This window comes from Floricoccus tropicus (genome assembly GCF_001832905.1).
In the GTDB taxonomy this organism is placed as follows: Bacteria; Bacillota; Bacilli; order Lactobacillales; family Streptococcaceae; genus Floricoccus; species Floricoccus tropicus.
The window spans coordinates 131,762-150,919 of the sequence record NZ_MKIR01000024.1 but is presented as its reverse complement, the minus strand read 5'-3'; the positions used below and the strand labels follow the sequence as shown (position 1 = coordinate 150,919).

Annotated in this window: 21 protein-coding genes; 1 reads left to right on the top strand and 20 read right to left on the bottom strand. The window is 32.9% G+C overall.

The window, feature by feature from the left end; translation table 11 throughout:
- Window positions 1-34: 34 nt before the first annotated feature.
- The 4 genes from BG261_RS08775 to BG261_RS08760 form a co-directional block, all read right to left on the bottom strand.
- A complete protein-coding gene (locus tag BG261_RS08775; RefSeq protein WP_070792949.1) occupies window positions 35-391 on the bottom strand; it encodes a DUF1622 domain-containing protein in 357 nt (118 codons plus the stop codon).
- A gap of 177 nt (window positions 392-568) precedes the next feature.
- Complete coding sequence (locus BG261_RS08770; RefSeq protein WP_070792948.1) at window positions 569-1,594, bottom strand: alpha/beta hydrolase; 1,026 nt, start codon at window positions 1,592-1,594, stop codon at window positions 569-571.
- A 145-nt stretch (window positions 1,595-1,739) separates the two neighbouring features.
- The gene (locus BG261_RS08765; protein WP_070792947.1) at window positions 1,740-3,461 is read right to left on the bottom strand and encodes an ABC transporter permease/substrate binding protein; all 1,722 of its coding nucleotides are present in this window, start codon (window positions 3,459-3,461) and stop codon (window positions 1,740-1,742) included.
- Window positions 3,454-4,689, bottom strand: coding sequence for a quaternary amine ABC transporter ATP-binding protein (locus BG261_RS08760; protein WP_070792946.1), 1,236 nt, complete (start codon window positions 4,687-4,689; stop codon window positions 3,454-3,456). The genes BG261_RS08765 and BG261_RS08760 overlap by 8 nt, the downstream gene beginning before the upstream one ends.
- Window positions 4,690-5,030: 341 nt before the next feature.
- Between BG261_RS08760 and BG261_RS08755 the strand changes: the two genes are divergently transcribed.
- Window positions 5,031-5,405, top strand: coding sequence for a nucleotide pyrophosphohydrolase (locus BG261_RS08755; protein WP_070792945.1), 375 nt, complete (start codon window positions 5,031-5,033; stop codon window positions 5,403-5,405).
- Between the two features lie 465 nt (window positions 5,406-5,870).
- On the opposite strand, the gene BG261_RS08745 is transcribed toward BG261_RS08755, so the two are convergent.
- The 16 genes from BG261_RS08745 to BG261_RS08665 all read right to left on the bottom strand — a co-directional run bounded on the left by BG261_RS08745 (window position 5,871) and on the right by BG261_RS08665 (window position 19,099).
- Window positions 5,871-6,230 carry a DUF1304 domain-containing protein gene (locus BG261_RS08745; protein WP_070792943.1) on the bottom strand — a complete coding sequence of 120 codons (360 nt, stop codon included), beginning with the start codon at window positions 6,228-6,230 and terminating at the stop codon, window positions 5,871-5,873.
- Window positions 6,231-6,323: 93 nt separating this feature from the next.
- Window positions 6,324-6,905: a histidine phosphatase family protein gene (locus BG261_RS08740; RefSeq protein WP_070792942.1), complete on the bottom strand. Its 582-nt coding sequence runs from the start codon at window positions 6,903-6,905 to the stop codon at window positions 6,324-6,326.
- Between the two features lie 100 nt (window positions 6,906-7,005).
- Window positions 7,006-7,761, bottom strand: a complete 756-nt coding sequence (locus BG261_RS08735; protein WP_070792941.1) for a MurR/RpiR family transcriptional regulator — start codon at window positions 7,759-7,761, stop codon at window positions 7,006-7,008.
- A gap of 72 nt (window positions 7,762-7,833) precedes the next feature.
- Window positions 7,834-9,513 (bottom strand): glycoside hydrolase family 13 protein, encoded by a 1,680-nt coding sequence (locus BG261_RS08730; protein WP_324609672.1) that lies wholly within the window; start codon window positions 9,511-9,513, stop codon window positions 7,834-7,836.
- A complete protein-coding gene (locus BG261_RS08725; RefSeq protein WP_070792939.1) occupies window positions 9,510-9,932 on the bottom strand; it encodes a PTS sugar transporter subunit IIA in 423 nt (140 codons plus the stop codon). Before BG261_RS08725 ends, BG261_RS08730 begins: the two co-directional genes overlap by 4 nt.
- Before the next feature lie 9 nt (window positions 9,933-9,941).
- On the bottom strand, window positions 9,942-10,760 hold the full coding sequence (locus BG261_RS08720; RefSeq protein WP_070792938.1) for a PTS system mannose/fructose/sorbose family transporter subunit IID: 819 nt from the start codon (window positions 10,758-10,760) through the stop codon (window positions 9,942-9,944).
- Window positions 10,753-11,559 (bottom strand): PTS mannose/fructose/sorbose/N-acetylgalactosamine transporter subunit IIC, encoded by an 807-nt coding sequence (locus BG261_RS08715; protein WP_070792937.1) that lies wholly within the window; start codon window positions 11,557-11,559, stop codon window positions 10,753-10,755. Before BG261_RS08715 ends, BG261_RS08720 begins: the two co-directional genes overlap by 8 nt.
- Before the next feature lie 12 nt (window positions 11,560-11,571).
- Entirely contained in the window at window positions 11,572-12,048 is a 477-nt protein-coding gene (locus BG261_RS08710) for a PTS sugar transporter subunit IIB (RefSeq protein WP_070792936.1), read from the bottom strand.
- 226 nt (window positions 12,049-12,274) lie between these two features.
- Entirely contained in the window at window positions 12,275-12,871 is a 597-nt protein-coding gene (locus tag BG261_RS08705; RefSeq protein WP_070792935.1) for a helix-turn-helix transcriptional regulator, read from the bottom strand.
- Between the two features lie 216 nt (window positions 12,872-13,087).
- On the bottom strand, window positions 13,088-13,690 hold the full coding sequence (locus tag BG261_RS08700; protein WP_070792934.1) for a helix-turn-helix domain-containing protein: 603 nt from the start codon (window positions 13,688-13,690) through the stop codon (window positions 13,088-13,090).
- Between the two features lie 288 nt (window positions 13,691-13,978).
- Window positions 13,979-14,323, bottom strand: a complete 345-nt coding sequence (locus BG261_RS08695) for a DUF2200 domain-containing protein (protein WP_070793130.1) — start codon at window positions 14,321-14,323, stop codon at window positions 13,979-13,981.
- A 266-nt stretch (window positions 14,324-14,589) separates the two neighbouring features.
- Window positions 14,590-15,057, bottom strand: a complete 468-nt coding sequence (locus tag BG261_RS08690; RefSeq protein ID WP_070792933.1) for a VOC family protein — start codon at window positions 15,055-15,057, stop codon at window positions 14,590-14,592.
- 17 nt (window positions 15,058-15,074) lie between these two features.
- Window positions 15,075-15,473: a VOC family protein gene (locus BG261_RS08685; protein WP_070792932.1), complete on the bottom strand. Its 399-nt coding sequence runs from the start codon at window positions 15,471-15,473 to the stop codon at window positions 15,075-15,077.
- 15 nt (window positions 15,474-15,488) lie between these two features.
- Window positions 15,489-15,884: a VOC family protein gene (locus BG261_RS08680; protein ID WP_083318315.1), complete on the bottom strand. Its 396-nt coding sequence runs from the start codon at window positions 15,882-15,884 to the stop codon at window positions 15,489-15,491.
- A gap of 213 nt (window positions 15,885-16,097) precedes the next feature.
- A complete protein-coding gene (locus BG261_RS08675) occupies window positions 16,098-17,171 on the bottom strand; it encodes an iron-containing alcohol dehydrogenase family protein (protein ID WP_070792930.1) in 1,074 nt (357 codons plus the stop codon).
- A gap of 221 nt (window positions 17,172-17,392) precedes the next feature.
- On the bottom strand, window positions 17,393-19,099 hold the full coding sequence (locus BG261_RS08665; RefSeq protein WP_070792928.1) for a TPM domain-containing protein: 1,707 nt from the start codon (window positions 19,097-19,099) through the stop codon (window positions 17,393-17,395).
- Between the last annotated feature and the right edge of the window lie 59 nt (window positions 19,100-19,158).

Below are 19,158 nucleotides of genomic sequence, written 5' to 3'. Positions count from 1 at the left end.
AACCTTAAATACTAAAGTATCTAAGGTTTTATTATTATGACTCTTCCTCAATTTCCTTATTTAAGAAGAATGAAATTGCTGTTCTAATTACTACTAAGAAACCTAATTTGAGTAAATCCTGTAAGGTTGGATGGACTACGGATTCAATAATATCAGAAGCTATAAGAACTTCCAAACTAAGTAAAATATAGCTTGCTAGATGATTTTTTATATGTTGATTAGATAATATTGCTTCATCTGTTGAAATTTTGCTTCTTTTAGATGAAATAAACTCTTTAATTCCTAAAAATGATCCATACATAAGAATTAAAACTGCAACTACATTTAAAAAGACTACAAAAATCTTAAAAACTGGGTAGATTGCATCGGTTAAAATTTTGTAAATATCCATAAAAAGCTCCCTTAAATATATAAATCATCTTATCATAAATTATAAAAAACAAAAAATTTTAATAAATCTTTTCAAGATGAGCTGTAAACCATAACCTTTACATATAAAGGCATAAATTCAATGTAAATCCAATCTATTTATGTGATTTAAACGTAAACTCTGTTGTAAACTTCAGCTTTACTTATCTGAAAATTCCTTAATAAATCCTTCTGTTTGTTCAAAACATTTAACTGATGCTGGCTTCGTGTAATTAAATTGGTACTCATGGAATATCATCTCGTTAGTATCATCAAAAAACAGTGTTTCCACAGGAACTTTTAAATTTTTTAATTTACCTTCAAGTGATTTTCCTTGATCTTCAAATGAATAGAAATTTCCATCAGTTATATAAGTTGGCGGATAGTCTGCTGTAACATGCTCGGCAATACTTCCTTCCTTTATTTGAGGGCTTGTTTTCCATTCTCTTGTTCCAATTATTGACCAAGCAATACTTGAAATAGTATATGTGGCTGCTTGATTCTCACCATAAAGACCAATTAAATTTACTAAGTTTACAGGTCCACAATACGAAATCATTCCTTTTATATGACCTTTAGGTATTGATTGCTCAAATTTCATACTATCTGCATACTCTTTATTCGTTTCTACTAGTCCATATTGAAGGGCAATTTGTGCGCCAGCACTATCACCTCCAAAAAATAACTTAGAAAAGTCAAAATGCTTATACTGATCTTGATTCTTAACCATATATTTATAAAATTCATCAAGTTGGATAAGTTGATTAGGGTATTGCGAGTCTGGTGCTAGCTCATAATTCATTGAAACTACTGCAACTTGGTTATGGGCTACAAGTTTACTGGCAAATTCCTTGACCATTTCCTTATCTCCACCCAGGTATCCACCACCATGTACCCAAAATAAAACTGGTACCTTATCTTTAATTTCTTTAGGATAATAAACATCAAAGGTGTTGTTTTTATGACTAGATGTATATTCCAAATTATATTTAGCTTCTACAAGGTCCTTTGTCTTTTCATGAGAATCTTTATCAGATATAGATCCTTTTTCCTTAAAAACTGCCTTATTTAAGACAACAGCAGTTGGCTTAGGAGACACGCGCATTGTCACTACAACAGAAATAAAAAATATTAATAACAGGGCAGCTACCGCAACGGATACAATAATTGCAATTTTTTTCTTCATTTGACCACCCTTTCTTTTCATAAATTATAGCACAGTTGTAATTACTTAAAAAGAAAAGCATCTGGCAATTAAGTCAGATGCTAATCAACAATTTCTAGCTAGATACTTTCTTACATAGTCTAGCAAAAAACTGATTATTTATTGTTTACTTTGTCCACTCAGCTACTTTATCTGAATTATTTTTAATCCAGTTTTTCGCTGCTTGATCTGGTGATGTTCCGTTGTTAATTTCTAACATAACAGATTCCATATCATCTTTTGTCCACTTAAAGTTACCAAGGATTTTATAGGCATCCTTTTTGTCATCTTTAAGTCCGAGACGGGCGATTGTATGGATACTTTCATCGTCTCCCATTGTTTTCTTAGGATCTTCTAAGAACTTAAGGTCATATTTGGCAAACATCCAGTGCGGAGTCCAACCTGTGATTACTATTTCTTCTTTGTTCTTAAGCGCTTGACCAAGAGCTACTATCATTGCTCCTGATGATGAAGATAAAAGATTCCAATCTGATAAATTTGGATAAGATTTTAGAGTCTTTTCAGCGGCATTCATAACACCTGCTCCAGGCTCAATACCTGTGATTGTTTTGTTGGCTTCGCCTTTCAAATCTTCAATTGAGTTCACATTCATATAAGAAGGTACTACCAATCCAAGTTTAGCTCCTTTGAGGTTTGGACCTAAATCATCAAGGCTATCTTTATATTGCTCATATTGTGCTTTGTGGGTATTTGGAAGCCATGCTGAAACTGTAGCATCTGCTTCACCTTTTGAGATTGATTCCCACATGATAGCATTATCTAGCGGTGTCATTGTTACTTTGTAACCCATGTCCTTAAAGACTTGTCCAAGAACGTGCGTTGAAGCAACTTCTGTATCCCACTCAACGTATGCAAGATTTATTGTTTTTTGATCATCTTCTTTGTTACCAAGAGCAAAGAATCCAATACCTACTGCAAGTGCTGCAACTACTGCTGCTGGGATTACCCATTTTTTCATAGGTGATTTTTGACCTGTTTTAGCTTTACGCTTTGGTTTATTAAGATATTGTGTAAAGCGGTCGATGATAATAGCAAGGATTACTAGAGCAAGTCCGTTTACAAATCCGTTACCAACTTGAGCTCTTTGTAAAGCAGATAATACGCCACGACCTAGACCTGGAGCCCCAATCATTGATGCAATAACTACCATTGAAAGGGCAAGCATTACAGTTTGGTTTACACCTGCTAAAATTGTATTTTTAGCTAGTGGTAACTCAATTCCAAATAATTTTTGTCTAGGAGTGCTACCAAATGAATCTGATGCTTCAACCAATTCCTCAGGAATCTGTCTGATACCCAAGTTTGTAAATCTAACTGTTGGTGGTAAAGCAAAGATTATTGATGCGAATACCCCTGGTACCATACCGATACCGAAGAAAGCAACGGCTGGAATTAGATATACAAATCCTGGCATTGTTTGCATAAAGTCAAGGATTGGTGAAATAATTTTTTGAGCTAAATCACTTTTAGCCATCCAAATACCTAGCGGTACACCAATAATTACTGATAATAAACTAGCAAGTAAGACAAGTGTTAGTGTACTCATTAAATCTGTCCAAAGTCCTTGGTTGTAAATAAAGAGTAAACCAATAAGTGTGAAACTTGTTAGACCCCATTTTCTATTTGAAATGAAGTAAGCAATAACTGTCAATACAGCGATGAATAGTAGAGGAGGTACAAAATTTAAGACAGAAATTACTCCATCAATTAATGATTGTCCTCCTGATTGGATTACAGAGAAGAACCCTGAGAAGGTATTTGTTACCCATTCAGTAAAGTTCTCAACCCAGTCAGCTACTGGTAATGGTTTTTGAAGAAAATTAGTCATTGATAATTACCTCCTCAACAATATTTTCACCCTGTGGATCAGTTTCCCCTGTATCAGCAAGGGCTTGAATAACACTACCACGGATTACTACACCAACTAAGCGGTCATTTTCATCAACAACAGCAAGTGGGGCAGGTGAATCATAAATAAGATTAAAGATATCTGTAACAAGAGTATCTTTTGAAATCTTGCGTACATTTTTATCAATCGCATCAATAAGTGGTGTATGATTACGGCGAGCTTCCACAGCACTATCAGCTGTTAGGCTACCGCGAAGTTTTCTGTGCTTATCAATGGCAAGCAACATACTAACTTCTTCATCACGCATTTTCTTAAGTGCAACGTTTGGTCCATCAATTTCAATATTTGTTGTCAAAGCAGGAACCATGATATTTTGTGCTGTAAGTACTTTAGACCTATCAACATCTTCTACGAATTCACGAACATAGTCATTAGCTGGGTTAGTAAGAATTTCTTCCCCTGTACCAATTTGCATGATTTGTCCGTCCTTCATAATAGCAATTCTATCTCCAATACGAAGGGCTTCATTTAAGTCATGGGTAATAAAGATAATTGTCTTTTGAACTGTTGCTTGAAGGTCTAAAAGTTCATCTTGCATTTCTCTACGAATCAGTGGGTCAAGAGCAGAAAAAGCCTCATCCATAAGTAGAATTTGTGGATCATTTGCCAGAGCACGCGCAAGACCTACACGTTGTTGCATCCCACCTGATAATTGGTCAGGATATTGATCTTTAAACGGTAGTAATGAAGAATTTTCCAAGGCACGTTCAGCACGTTCTTGTCTTTCTTCTTTAGGGACACCTCTGACTTCAAGACCATATTCTGTATTTTCAAGAATAGTCTTGTGTGGGAAAAGTCCAAAGTTCTGGAAGACCATGTTAATTTTATGTCTACGAACTTCTCTTAACTCTTCTTTATTCATTTTTGCGATATCTTGCCCGTCAATATAAATTTCTCCAGAAGTTGGATCAATTAGGCGATTTAGCAGACGTATCATTGTTGATTTACCACTACCAGAAAGTCCCATTACGACGAAGATTTCACCTTCATTGACTTCAAAGCTGGCATCGTAAACACCGACTGTCGCTCCTGTTTTAGCAAGAATATCTGTCTTACTTTTGTTTTCTTTAACCATGGTCAAAGCCTGTTGTTGCTTCTTACCGAAAATCTTAGTTAAATTGTTTACTGTAAGTTTAACGTTTTTCATTTTACATCCTCTCTATAATGATTCCATTTTAATAAATAACATATTTGTCTGAGCTCAAATAGGAATACTTATACGTTATATGTAAGCTTAAAGTATTAATTATACAGGACACATAAACCTTGTCAAACGTTTAGCACAGATTTTTTTAGTATTATAAAATTTCATTACTATCTTATCCGCCTCATAGACTGTCTCTAGACCAGTTTAAAATTTCTTTAAAATTTCTTCTATTTTTTCATATTTTTCGACTAAATCTATCAATAATTATCACTTATCTACATGTGGAAAAAAATATATTTTTTGATATACTAATCCTAAATCTGTGGAAAGAATGTGTATAAATGAAAATAGAAAGAATGATTGAAGAATTTCGTAAGGAAAGAAATTGGAATCACGAGAATAAAGAAAAGGATTTAGCATTATCTATATCAATTGAAGCTGCAGAACTATTAGAAAATTTTCAGTGTATTGACTCAACGGAAGCTCTTGAAAGTAATAGAAAAAATATTGAAGAAGAGCTTTCTGATGTGCTAATCTACTCTTATATGCTTGCAGCAAATTTAGGAATTGATGTTAAGAAAAGTATTGCAGAAAAGCTTGATAAAAATTCTAAAAGATATCCAGTTAAAGAACTTGTCGACGGAAGTTCTAGTTATCTAGAACTGAAAGAAAAAAGTCGTATGGAAGAAAAGCTAAAGAAAAAACGTTTGAATTAAATCAAGCGTTTTTTCAATTCTATTATTTCTTACCACGATGGCCAAAAAAATTTTTCCAAATTATGTTATAACCCAAATAGCATGAGTTAAAGCCTATAATCAAAAATAGAAGGATAATAATGTTTACAGTTGCTGTTTGTGAGAACATCCCCTCTTTGATATAGCCGAGACATACCCAAGAAGCTATAATGAGAATTAATGGCAATATATATATTTTCATAGTGTTGCTCTCCTTTTTTCTTTTTCACTTAATTAATTTAATTTTATATTTATTTATAAGGTTAAACAAGAACAGATTGTTTAACCTTATAAATAAATATAAAAAAGCCAGCTTGCGCTGGCTTTAAGGAGTTTTATGAAAAAGAAAAGTTAAGGAGTTTATATTTAACTTTATGCATTCATTATAATCCTTCAAATTTTTCATTCATCAGTCTTAAGACTGAAGTTTTTATTTTTTTAATTAATTTAGAATAATAAACTTATCAAAGCAATAAATGGAAGTAACCCTTGCTTGATTACAATCTTTTTATCTACAGTATAGCCACCGTATAAGGCCATGGCTACGATATAAATCAACATTATTGCTGAAATTTCAACTTTAGCATTAGCGAAAGTTATAGCATAAAGCAAGATCAACCCAATAAAGCCATTATAAACACCTTGGTTTTTAAGTAGTGAAGATACTGTTTCCCTACCTAACTCATCTCTTTCAACACCAAAAGTTAAACTAGTTTTTTCAGATGTTGTAATAACTGTTTCTAAATACATGATATAAAAACATTCTAAAGCTGATAAGATAACTAAAATAATAGAAATAATTGACATATAATTTCCTTTCAATAAATAGTGATTATCTTTAATAATCATTGCTTGATTAGTCTATCATAGACCCGTAACTATCACAAGAAAGTACTATTATTAACTTCTATTTTTGTCAATCCACCAAATTTCTTCTTTGGCAAATAAATTCATAGATTTATCAAATTCTGCCCTTAATATATAAGGTGTAAAGCATCGAATACGGTTGAAATCTTCATAGTCAAATGTAGGATCATAATAATTAAGTATTGATGAGAGAGCTGCTCCATGAGTTGATACTAGAATAGTCTGATCCTGATGATTTGCAAGAATATCATTCAATGCTTCCATATTCCTTGACTGTAGTGAATTCATAGATTCTCCACCTACTTCATGAAAATCAAAATCAGCCCAACGCTTTTTAACCATATCAGGTGTATTATCAGAGGAACTTCCTCGTTTTCTTTCACCCAATCTTTCATCAGTTTCTATTTGTAGATTTAACTTGTCAACTAAAGGTCTGATTGTGTCAAGCGTTCTTTGATAAGGGCTTGAAATAACATAGTCAAATTCAAGGTTTGAAAGCTTTTCAGCAAGTAATCGACTGTCAACTTTTCCTTCTTCTGTCAATGGCATTCCCTTGTCGTCAAGAGAGTTGTAATCTGGTAAAGCATGTCTAACAAAATAGATTGTCGTAGTCATCCGTTTCTCCCCTAAACTTGTTTCGCGTGAAACAAGCTTATTATTTATTTTTTATAACCTTAATCTGAAAAAAGTATCCATATGAAATACCAGATATTTCTTATTCATCAAAAAGAATGAACTCCCGATATTTTCGAGATAATATTGTTAGTATAATGTTTAATCCCACCATTGAAACTGATTCATTTGTGACATTGCTAGGTATCTTACTAGTTTCATAGTAAAGTTGGTAATCAGAATTTTGGCTCAAATAGTTTTTACCAAAAGCTGTCACTGAGCAAATAGATGCCCCATGAATTTTTAACTTTTCAACTGTTTTTTGGATACTTTTAGTATCACCTGATAGAGAAGTGATGATAACTAAATCATTTTCGTCAAGAGTTTCGCTAATCATGTCAAAGTTTGTTTCGCCTGATATAAGTGAATTTGGTCGTCCTGATAAAAATAAATCGTTTGATAATTCTTTGGTATAATTATTCTGAGTAAAGCCTGTCGCATAAAGTAGTAGACGATTACAATTTTTTATTCTTTCTAATAAATATTCAATTTTTATTTGCTGAGCATACTGAAAGGTCTTATTAATTTCATCTCTAAGTCCTGCAACTAGGTCAGAAGGTTGAATTACAACTTTTACAAGAGATTCTTCCAATGAGTATTTTAAGTCAGTATAGCCACGAAAACCTAATTTTTTTGCAAGTCTTAAAACTGAACTTTTTGAAGATAATAATTTTTCTCCAAGCTCAATTATTGAATATTTCACTACTTCTTGCCTATTATTAACTATATAATGGACCATTTCTTTTTCGTTATCAGTTAAGTCCCCAAAGTGCAATTGTATATGTTGATCAAAATCCAAGTTGTCACCTCCATCTAGTATATTATATCAAAAAACTTGAAGTAGATTTCAGTCTTCTTCAAGCTTTTATATTTATTTCTTGTAGTAAATTAAAGCTTCATAGGGACGCAATTCTAATTTTCCACTAAATAATAATGGACTATCTTGGTAGTTTGACAAGAGTAAATCTGCAACCTCAGCATTAACATTTTCTTCCAATTGAAAATTTATTTTTTCTCCTGAAAAATTACAAATTACATATAATATTTCATCATTCAATTCACGTATATATGAATAGACATTTGAATCATCTTTATTTATTAACTTGTAATCTCCGTGGACAACAATTGGATAGTTTTTTCTAATTTTGATTAGATTTTGATAATGATAGAAAACAGAATTATCATCAGAAAGATTTTCCTGAACATTAATATATTTATTATCAGGGGAATAGTCAATCCATGGTTTTCCGGTTGAAAAACCTGAACCAATTTGATTGTTCCATGGCATTGGAGTGCGAGCATTATCACGCGACTTCAAGTAAATTGCCCTCTTAATATAATCCTCAGATTCTCCTTGATTCTTCATCTCTTCATAAAAATATTTCGTTTCAATATCTTGATAAGAATCTATACTCTCAAACGGCACATTCTTCATGCCCAACTCTTCACCTTGGAAAATGTAAGGTGTGCCTTTCATCATATGAAAAAGTGTTCCAAGCATTTTAGCCGATTCTAGGCGATACTTTCCTTCATCTCCAAACCTAGTTACAGCTCTTGGTTGGTCATGGTTACTCCAATACAATGAATTCCAACCTTTGGCAAGTTTTTCCTGCCATTCGCTTAGAACCTGCCTGAGATCACTCATCTTATAGCGAATATCTGAAAACTTTCCATACTTACCATAATCTAAATGCATATGATCAAAGTGGAATACCATATCTAATTCATTACGTTCTGGGTTAGTATATAAAAGAGCTTGTTCACTATTTGTATTAGGTGTCTCACCAACTGTCATCACATTATATTTACTTAAAACTTGTTCGTTCATCTCATGAAGAAACTCATGAACACGTGGTCCATTTGATGCTCCTACATAATATGACTTAGTATAGGCTAGATCATCTGGCGCATCAGGGTAGTCTTGTCGCTTACTAATTAGACTTATCACATCCATTCGGAATCCATCAATACCGATTTCAAACCATGATTCAATCATATTGTAAATTTCTTGCCTTAATGCAGGATTTTCCCAGTTTAAATCAGGTTGCTCCTTGGCAAAACAATGAAGGTAATATTGCTTTCTGCTTTCAACATACTCCCAAGCAGGTCCTCCAAAAGTTGACCCCCAATTATTGGGGGCAGACCCATCTTCCTTAGGGTCTTTCCAAATATAGTAATCAGAATATGGATTATCCTTTGATTTTTGTGACTCTAAAAACCACTCATGTAAATTACTTGTATGATTTACAACTAAGTCAAGTATTATACGAATGCCTGATGCATGTGCCACATCCAAAAGATCCTTGAAATCATCCATAGAACCATATTGAGGCAAAATACTAGTATAGTCGCTGATATCATAACCATTGTCAACAAGAGGAGACTCAAAGATTGGGTTTAACCAGATAACATCAATTCCTAGCTCTGACAAATAGGGAATTTTTTCAATAATTCCTTTGAAGTCACCTACACCGTCCCCATTAGAATCCTTGAAACTTTGGGGATAGATTTGGTAAACGACGCTATCTTTCCACCACTTATCTTCCACTATTCATCCTCCTCGTCTAACTCTTGTGCTTGAGCTTTGATATAATCATTGACGTAAATCAACTGTTCACGCGCGCTTTCAATTGCATGGTTTATCTCAGATTCAGTCACCTCATCATTTGGCGTCATAATCAAAGACATAACCACTGGAAGATTCATACCAGTAATAAGCTCAACATTATTATCAGCCAGATATTTTACAAATGCTTGGTTAACAGAACCTCCGAGTAGGTCGGTAAAAATTAAAATTTGGTCATTTGTGGCAAAAGATTCAATAGTCTCTTTAATTTCATCCTCTACTGGTTTGTTACTAATGTATGCTGATATTGCTTTGATATCAGCCATATCAGGACAGATGTAATTAACAGTATCTTTTAAACCAGCAGCAAATGTGTGATGACTTGCTAAAATAATTTTTTTCATTTTTTAACCTCAAACCTTTAAAATTCCGAAATAAGACATTACAAGAGAGATTGCGATAATCAAAAAGATAATTTGAATTACTGTTAATTTTTTACTTGCAATTAATTTATAAACGGCAAAAGTAAGTAGTGCAGGGAGTAATCCTGGCATAATTTTATCTAAAATATCATTTTGAATTGAAAGTTTAACCTTACCTGTTTTAAAGACAGTTGCTACATTGATCTTAATTACAGTAGGGATTAAAGAACCTACAACTGTTAGTCCCATGATTGAAGCAGCTTCAGTGAAAACAGATAATTTACTGCCTAGTGCAGTAACCATTTTTAAGCCTGAAGTATAACCAATATTAAAAAGACGAATACGGAAGAAGACAAAGAAAATATTTAGTAGCATCCAAATGATTGCACCTGTTGGATTTCCTTCAAGTCCCATGTATGCAGCGATTGAGCCCATGATTGTTGGATAAAGTACCCAAATTAATGTGTCCCCGATACCGGCAAGTGGTCCCATCATACCTGTTTTGAAACTTTGAACCGCATCAAGTGCATCTATGCCATCTTTTTCCTCCATGGCAAGACTGGCACCTAAGAGAATATTAGCCATCCAAGTTGTCGTATTAAAATACTTGAATTGATTGTTTAAAGAAGCTACATAATCGTCATCATTTTTGTGAATTTTACGTAGTGAGTCCTTAAGAGCGTAGACTACTGCTGGTGCTTGCTGATTTTCATAGTTGAAAATATTACAAGCCATGAACATATATTTGAAGGCAGCCTTATTAATATCTTTTTTACTTAAAATATTTGGTGTTTCATTATTATTACTCATCGAAGTCATCTCCTTCATCCTCATAGTTCTCACTTGGAGCTCCCGCTGTTGCAGGTGTTGCTTTATTAATCTGTGTTGTAAAGAAGTAATATGCCATCGCAAATCCTACAATTGATACTCCCATAATAGGTAGGTTTAAGTAGGCTGATAGTACGAAACCAACTAAAAGCATAGTCATGTACTTCTTAACCGGCATAACTTGAAGTAAAAGAGCTATACCTACTACTGGAAGCATGCTTCCTGCGATTGATAGACCATCTGTAAACCATTGAGGTACATAGTCTAAAATAAGTTTTACAATCTTATCACCAAATATTACACAAAGTGCTGTCGGAATTGCTGTTGAGAGTCCAAAGACTACCGGCCCAAGCCAAAGAATTTGGTTCATTTTTTTGAATTTTTTCTCATTAGCTGCCTTTTGTGCACCGTGTGTTACGTATGTGTTTAAAAGTTTAGCGAGTACATCTAGTTGAATACCAAGCATACCAACTGGAACTCCCACTGCAAGTGCTACGGCTTTTGCTTGTTCAATATCTGATGTTGTGCGAATAGCTATAAAGCTACCAACTAGTGCTGCAAGCCCCCAGTTAGGAACTGATGAACCACCAATATTTGCGACACCAAGTGCCATTAATTGGAAGGTACCACCGATTACCATTGCTGTTTGCATATCTCCCATAATAAGTCCAACAAAGAAAGCAACCATTATTGGGAACCAAGTAGTTATAACCAAACCTTGTTGGTCAAGTACTATCCATATAGATAATAAAATAATTAATATATTTTGAACTAATTCCACGTTAAACTCCCTCTATTTAATATAAGTATCAAGTGATTCTTCTGCTTCACTTGGAACAAAGTGGAAAGTAACTGGAATTCCCATTGCTTCAAGTTTTTTAAGGTCTGAAATTTCCTCTTCATTGACAGAAACCATTTTCTTAACAGTTTTCTTTCCTTCGCCATCAAAGATAATTCCAATATTTACTTTAGGAATTTCTACACCATTTTCAGCCAACTTAACCAAAGTTGCTGGCTCCTTAACAATCATAAAAACATTATGACTATCATATTTTCCAGCCTTGAAATTTGTAATTGCTGTATCTGTATCAATAATTGACATACCAGTTCCTGCAGGCTTACTCATACGCATTGCAGCTTTTTGTGTTTCATCTTTAGAAACCATATCATCAACTACCATCAATCGTTTGGCTTTTGTTGCCCCAGCCCATTGAGTTACTACAATCCCATGGATTAAACGTTGGTCAATTCTTGCTAATACTAAAGTCATCTTTTTCTCTCCTTGTTAAATCGTTTGTTAGCTACAAGGCAAAGTATATAGCTATTATGAAAGCGGTTCAATACCATAAGTACTTGTTGGGAAAGGGTTCCAGACTATGGGATAAGTATCAAAGTAATGGGAATTTTCCCGTACAGAAAAAAACTCAGTGAAATTATTCACCGAGTACTAATCATGCAATATATTTATCTCTAACGTTTAACCTACTCCTCATGTCTTATTTAAAATAATCAATAAGTCCTCTAGTTACAAGGAACGAAATATACATAATTGCCAAAAAAACCGCTACATATATTATGACAATAATAATTGTCTCTAATATATCTTTAACTTCACTTCTTTCCTTACGTGCTGCTTTAACATCTCCACCTTCCATGAACACCGCAATTTCTTTATAGGTCTTAATGTCATCATCTTTTTTCCACTTATCAATTTTTGTAGCATAGTAGAAACCTGGTAACAAAAATCCTATTGGAATAAGTAGAGACCAATTTAATGAACTATTGATAAACGGAATTGTTATCCCGAGTGATATAGCTGACAAAATGCTAGAAATTAGCATAATATATGAACTTTTATTAAAATTAGCCTGAGAAATCTTTTCTTTCATAATTTTCACGTCTCCTTTAACAAGTTGATCAAGGGTTACGTCAAAAATTGCAGCAAGCAAAAGTAAATTATGCACGTCCGGATAGCTTCGCTCATTTTCCCAGTTAGATATAGTTTGACGTGAAACATACATTTTTTCAGCCAACTGCTCCTGTGAAATTTCAAGCCTAGCTCTATGTTCCTTTATCTGTTTACTTAACTCCATTTTGATGTCCCTCCATACCCCTAGCTTAAAGAGTTAATTGAAAATCTCTAGCAAAGAATTTTATAATCGACTAATTTGCTTCGCCAAAATATTTTAGCAAGCTAATAAGCTTAATAAATCAGGCTTTTCTTACCCTCTATTATAGCAATAAATGATGTAAACTTGGTGTAAAGTTTAAAAAATCTCCAAATATTAATCTTGAAGATTTTTAAATATTTAGTATGTAATTTTAATACCTCTAATAAACATAATTACAAAAAACATCAATAATAACATCAATACAGTTACAAGTATGCAGAAAAATATTGTTCCAGGAATCAATTTAATTTGATAATCTGATATTCTACTTTTACGTGCAGAATCTATATCTCCACCCTCAAAAAATGCTGTAATCTCTTCATAGGTTTTAATATCTTCAGACTTTTGTATTTTTATAATTTTAATACATGAATACACCATAGATATAATAGGTGTGGCATAAACAAAAATGAACCATATTGTCCTACTTTTTGGAAGAGCTGCATAAATTCCTAAAAGAATACCACACATTAACATATCAAATATGATAATCCATAGATATTTTAGGTATTTCTTTTGAGCAATTTTTTCTTTCATGACTTTAATGTCCCCTTTTACTAGTTGATCCAGAGTTACATCAAAAATTGTAGAAAGTAAAATTAGATTATTTACGTCAGGATAGCTACGTTCAGTCTCCCAGTTTGAAACTGTTTGTCTTGAAACATACAACCTTTCAGCCAGTTCTTCTTGTGAAATATTCAGTTCTGTCCTATATGCTTTTATCTTCTTGCTTAGTTCCATTTTTTGACTTCCTCCTTTCCTCTAGAATAACCATAAAATCAAAATTTTCTAGCAAATCCTCTTATAATCAGTACATTTACTCGATAAATTACCTTATATTTTTCTCTTATGCATAGTTGATTAAAATAGAAATAAGACAAGGCGACGAATTGATGATAGAACTAGCGTTCATCGAAATGAGTCAACGATGTATTAGTCTATTTTTAAGTGACTATATTATAGCAATAAATAGTGTAAACTCACTGTAAAGTTTAAAATTTCAATCAAAAAAACTAGGTTTCCCTAGTTCTAAGTTCTTAATATTTTATCCATTGACTTTCCTTTAGCAAGTTCGTCAATTAATTTATCCATATAGCGTATTTTCTGCATGAGTGGTTCTTCAATATCTTCAACTCTGCAGCCACAAATCACTCCTGTAATTTTATCAACATTAGGATTAATTTGAGGTGCCTTATTAAAAAATGCTTCTAACGAACATAAAGACTCAACTTGCTTATCAAGTTGCTTCTTACTATATCCAGTTAGCCACTCTATGACTTGGTCTACTTCATCTCGAGTACGCCCTTTTTTCTCTACTTTTTCAAGATAAAGACTGTAGATGCTTGCAAAAGACATTTTATAAACTCTGTTCATATTAGCAATCTGTCTATCAGTTTTAGGACTAGTTGATTTAGATGTAGATTTTTTTGATACAACTTTACTCTTTTCAACCTTATCAACTGGTTTTGCTAAATAGTCTTTAAGGAGTGGAATTGTCTTAGGTCCAATACCATGTATGGAAAGAATATCCTTATCAGTTAACTTCTTTAGCTTTACAAAGCTGTCAATGTTCTTGTCAAGTAGAGCATTTCTTGCTGGTTTTGATAAACTATCAAGTAGTTTTTGATATTTCTCTTCCATTAGGCTTCCTCAAAAGCTGATTTATCAACTTCTTTTGGTGGTAAGTGAAGCATCCATTTGACACCATACTTATCAGTAAAAGCTCCCATTTTACCACCCCAAAATTGTTCTGCATAAGGCATAGTAATCTCAACCTGATTTGAATCATGTAATCGAAGATAAAAATCATCAGCTGCCTTAATCTCATCTTCATTATCATTGTCAACTTCAATCATCAAAGTGATATTATTATCTTCAGAATTTTTTGAACCTGCAGCAAAATCTGATACATAAATTTGTACACCTAGAACTGTAAAGCCACCATGCATTGTTGTATCATTTAGATTTTCATCAGGAATATTATATCCCTCAGCTTGTTCTTTAGTTAGAGGTAAGCGAAAAATATTTTCTGCACTAAAAACATCTTCATAGTAAGCTAGTGCCTCTTTTGCACTTTCATATGAAATATAGGGATTTAATATTGCCATATTTTTTCCTTCTTTCTCTATTGAGCCATCCAGTTAGGTTCAAGGTTATTTCCATCAAGGTCTTGTACTTCTAAGCCAAACATTACATCTTCAGCAATCCCATGGTCAATACGATAAACATTACCACCATTTTCCTCAGCAATACGACCGAATTCCTTTACTTCCTCAGCTGAATTCATCGAAAAGGCGATGAGCGCACCACTAGTTGCATGATTGTCAGCAATCGTTCTTTCCTCAATGAAAGCTTGATAGAACTCATGCCTCAAAAGCATAATATAAAAGTTTTCATCCCAGACCATAGCTGATGCCTGGTCATTTGAAAATTCTTCATTTAGAATAAACCCCAGCTTCTTGTAAAATTCAGTAGAAGCTGCCAAGTCCTTTACAGGAAAGTTTACAAATACCATAGTCGCCATATTATTTCCCTCTTTCTAAACAGCCATCCAAACAAGTTTCAATGGATTTCCATCAATATCTTCAATAATTGCGCTATACATAAATTCTTCCGGCATATTTTCATCAGTACGGAAAGAGTTTCCACCATTTTCTAGCGCACGACGACCAATCTCGATAACCTCATCCTTGCTATCAAGACCAACAGCAATAATATTTGTAACAGAAGTTTTGGGATCAACAATAGTTTTACCATCAATAAAATTCTTCAGATGGTCATGTGACTGAACCATAACTGTCAGATTTTCATCCCAAACCATTGAAGACACATTTTCATTTGAAAAATCATCATTCTTCACAAAACCAAGTCTTTCATAGAAAGTAGTAGAAAGAGCAACATCCAATACAGGGACACTAACAAAAATAATAGACATAATAAGTCTCCTTTTCTTATACGAGAAAAAATAAAGCTTTATTGTAAGCGTTTAAGTATTCTTCAGTTAATTATATCATAGGCCTAAAATTTCAATTAAGAATAACTACGATATCTTTGTAACAAAAAAACCGTATAAAATACGGAATTCCTTACAGAGCAACTAATAGACACAAAAGCAAAACTACTTCCAGTAAACTTAAATTCTCATCCATCAGTCTTCAAGTCCTTCAAGATATCGGATTGCCTTATACATATCATCAGCTGTGATTTTATCATCAACTAATCTAAATGTTGTATTTGGTCCAACTGAAAAATTCATAAATTCATCTAGATAATCACGACTCGTGTCCTTAACATTAACTTCAGCAAGCTTACTTGGAAGACCAATTTGTTTATAAAATGGAAGCAAATCTTCAATAATATCATAATCCTCAGTATGAGCTAATTGAACCAGAATACCATAAGCAACCTTTTTACCGTGAAGCATTTCATGGGTTTCATGCAAGTATGATAGACCATCATGAGTTGCATGAGCTCCAGCAGAACGCCCATAAACACCTGCAAATCCACCAACTTCTCCCGCAAGGGCAACAATTGTATCAGTGATTTTTTCAAAGGCTAGAGTAACTTCTCCTTTATTCAAATCATTGACTGCCGCTTGGGCATTGGTCATGAGTAAATCACGAATTACCTTAGCAGAGGCAATACCCAGAGTAATGTAGGCTGAAAGTTTTTCTTCAGGAAGACTACGAACAATACCATCAATTTCATACCACTTAGCAAGAGTGTCTCCAATTCCAGCTACAAAGTAATCCACAGGTGTGCATAAAAGGAATTTGGTATCAACCAATGTTAGGTAAGGTGCCTTACGGAAATAACCAATCTCACGGAAACTACGATCTGGATGATATACGGCAGCAACTGGAGTAAATGGTGCGCAATTTGAGATGAGAGTTGGAACAGTGATAAGTTCAGCATCCAAGTTTTGAGCAACCATCTTGGCTGTATCTAAAAGTCTACCACCACCGATACCTACTACCACATCAGCCTGACCAATCTCCTTGGCTAGAAACTCCCCATCTTCATAAGAAGCAGTTTCATCATAGTGAAAGATTGGATAATTAAGTTCAGCATCGTAATAGTCAGAAAAAGCCTCAAATGATTTATGACCAGTAACTACCACAGGATTTTTAAAATCTGCCAAATATTCTTCTAAATTATTCAAAGTCCCCTGACCTGACACGTAACGATTAGCACCTGGTTTTACTTCACTTGCAATATTCATACCATTACTCCTTATACTGAATTTTCAGAATTTTTATTCTAAGTATAGGACCATTTTTTTTATTTGTCAAAGAAAAATGTAAAATTTTGTACAATGAGATGAAATTTTCACTCCCTTTTGTAAATCCATGAAAAGAGACAGTTAAAATTGAGAATCTTATCCACATGTGAATAAATTTAATAAAAAAGACAATGATTTCCACCATCATCTTTCTAAAAATATTAAAAGCTCCCAGAGAAACCTCCACCTCCATCAGATGAAGATGAACCACCACTACTCGATGACTCAAAATAGGAATTGCCATTATCCGAACTTGGCGTATGATCCAAAATGAAGTCCTCATATGTTTTCCTAAAACTTTCAAAATTTTCTTCTTCTATATATTTACTAGAAAAAACAACATAGTTCATAAAAGTCTTCTTTGGTAATAAAATTTTTGACATATTGTATAAAAATGCTGGTTTATTATAATCGAAATTTGATAAATCATTATTGTTTACTTCAATTCTCAGGCAATCTCTTATAGCTTTTCCAAGCATATTATTAGGTATTTTACTACAAATTTCTAAAGCATTTTTATAGGCAATAGAAATTTTATCATCTGAAAATAGGTTAGGAACTCCACTTAAATCTTTATAAACGGGAAAACTAGAAATCAACATATTAGTCATAAGCTTGTTTATCAAAACATCACGCTTATCCACAAGCTTCCTTTTTTCTTCAATTCCCACATCGTTGCTATATCCTTTTTCATCAATATACTTAGCATCTATATCTAGGACATCAAAATATTCTTTCAGCTGCTCATCGTTAAAGTTAGACATGAACGAATTAATTGCTTTACTTACTAGAAAAATATTGTTCTCATAAATTTTATTAAATTTATCATATTCCTCATACTCTGCCATAAAATGAGAATTAATTTCCTCTATCAATGATTCCTTATCAAGACTTTCTAAATCATTCTTTATTATAAGATACTTAAAATAATTTTCATTCTTGTAATACTTTTCCCAGACAATATCTTTTACAATATCACCCCATTTACGTCCATCTCGAATCTCTCCATATAGATCAGGAATTTCAAAATCCTTCATCGATTGAAGTATTTCAGAATCTGTTGCTTCCCACCATTTAGAATTTACCTTGCATAAGCTATATGTTAATGCTTTATTTAAAGTTCCTAAACTGACTTTTTTTAAGTCATCATTATAAAAATAATGTGATTTTTTTAAATCCAATCCTAATTTTTCAGCTCTAAGTCTCTTTTTTTCCTCTATTTCTATTTCTTTTTTATCACCAGTTAAAGCAATAATAACTATAAATACAAACAGTAAAATAAATGGTAAATAAAGAAGAATTGAAAAATCAAAATCTTTTAGTCTTCTTAAAAAGACACTATGTCCATTATTCCCAGTTGTTAACTTCCCAGCTGTGTTAAAATTTTCAAGCCCATATACTTTAATATTGTTTAGTATTGAAGCCATAGCTGAGTTCCAATCATGTTTAGAAAAATCTTCTATTACATTTTTAGTAACTATTTTTTCCTCTGATGAACTATCAACTATATTTTCAAGATCCTTAGATACCTTTAGGCTATACTCCCTATCTTCAACAGATATAACGAACACCATTGAAGTTTGATATAAACTAAACCTATTCTGTTTCTTTTTAAGTAACTTATATGCAAAGCTGTCTGAAGAAGTATTTTTAGGTAGATGTTGAACTACTTCAATATAAAGTTTAGGTTTTGTTTGCCAAGAAGAAAACTCTTTGTTTAAATCCTTGACTTCATTGATAGTTGCTGTAGAGAGAAATCCATTTTTATCTATAACAGTCCTTTTAAAACCGTTAGCAATTGAACCAATTCCAAACATAGCTATTAAAAAAAGTAAAATAAGTACAATATATTTATATTTCTTTTTCATAATTTCCTCATATGTGTGCGACCTTGAGGTAATTATATCATAATATTAAGTTTAGATTA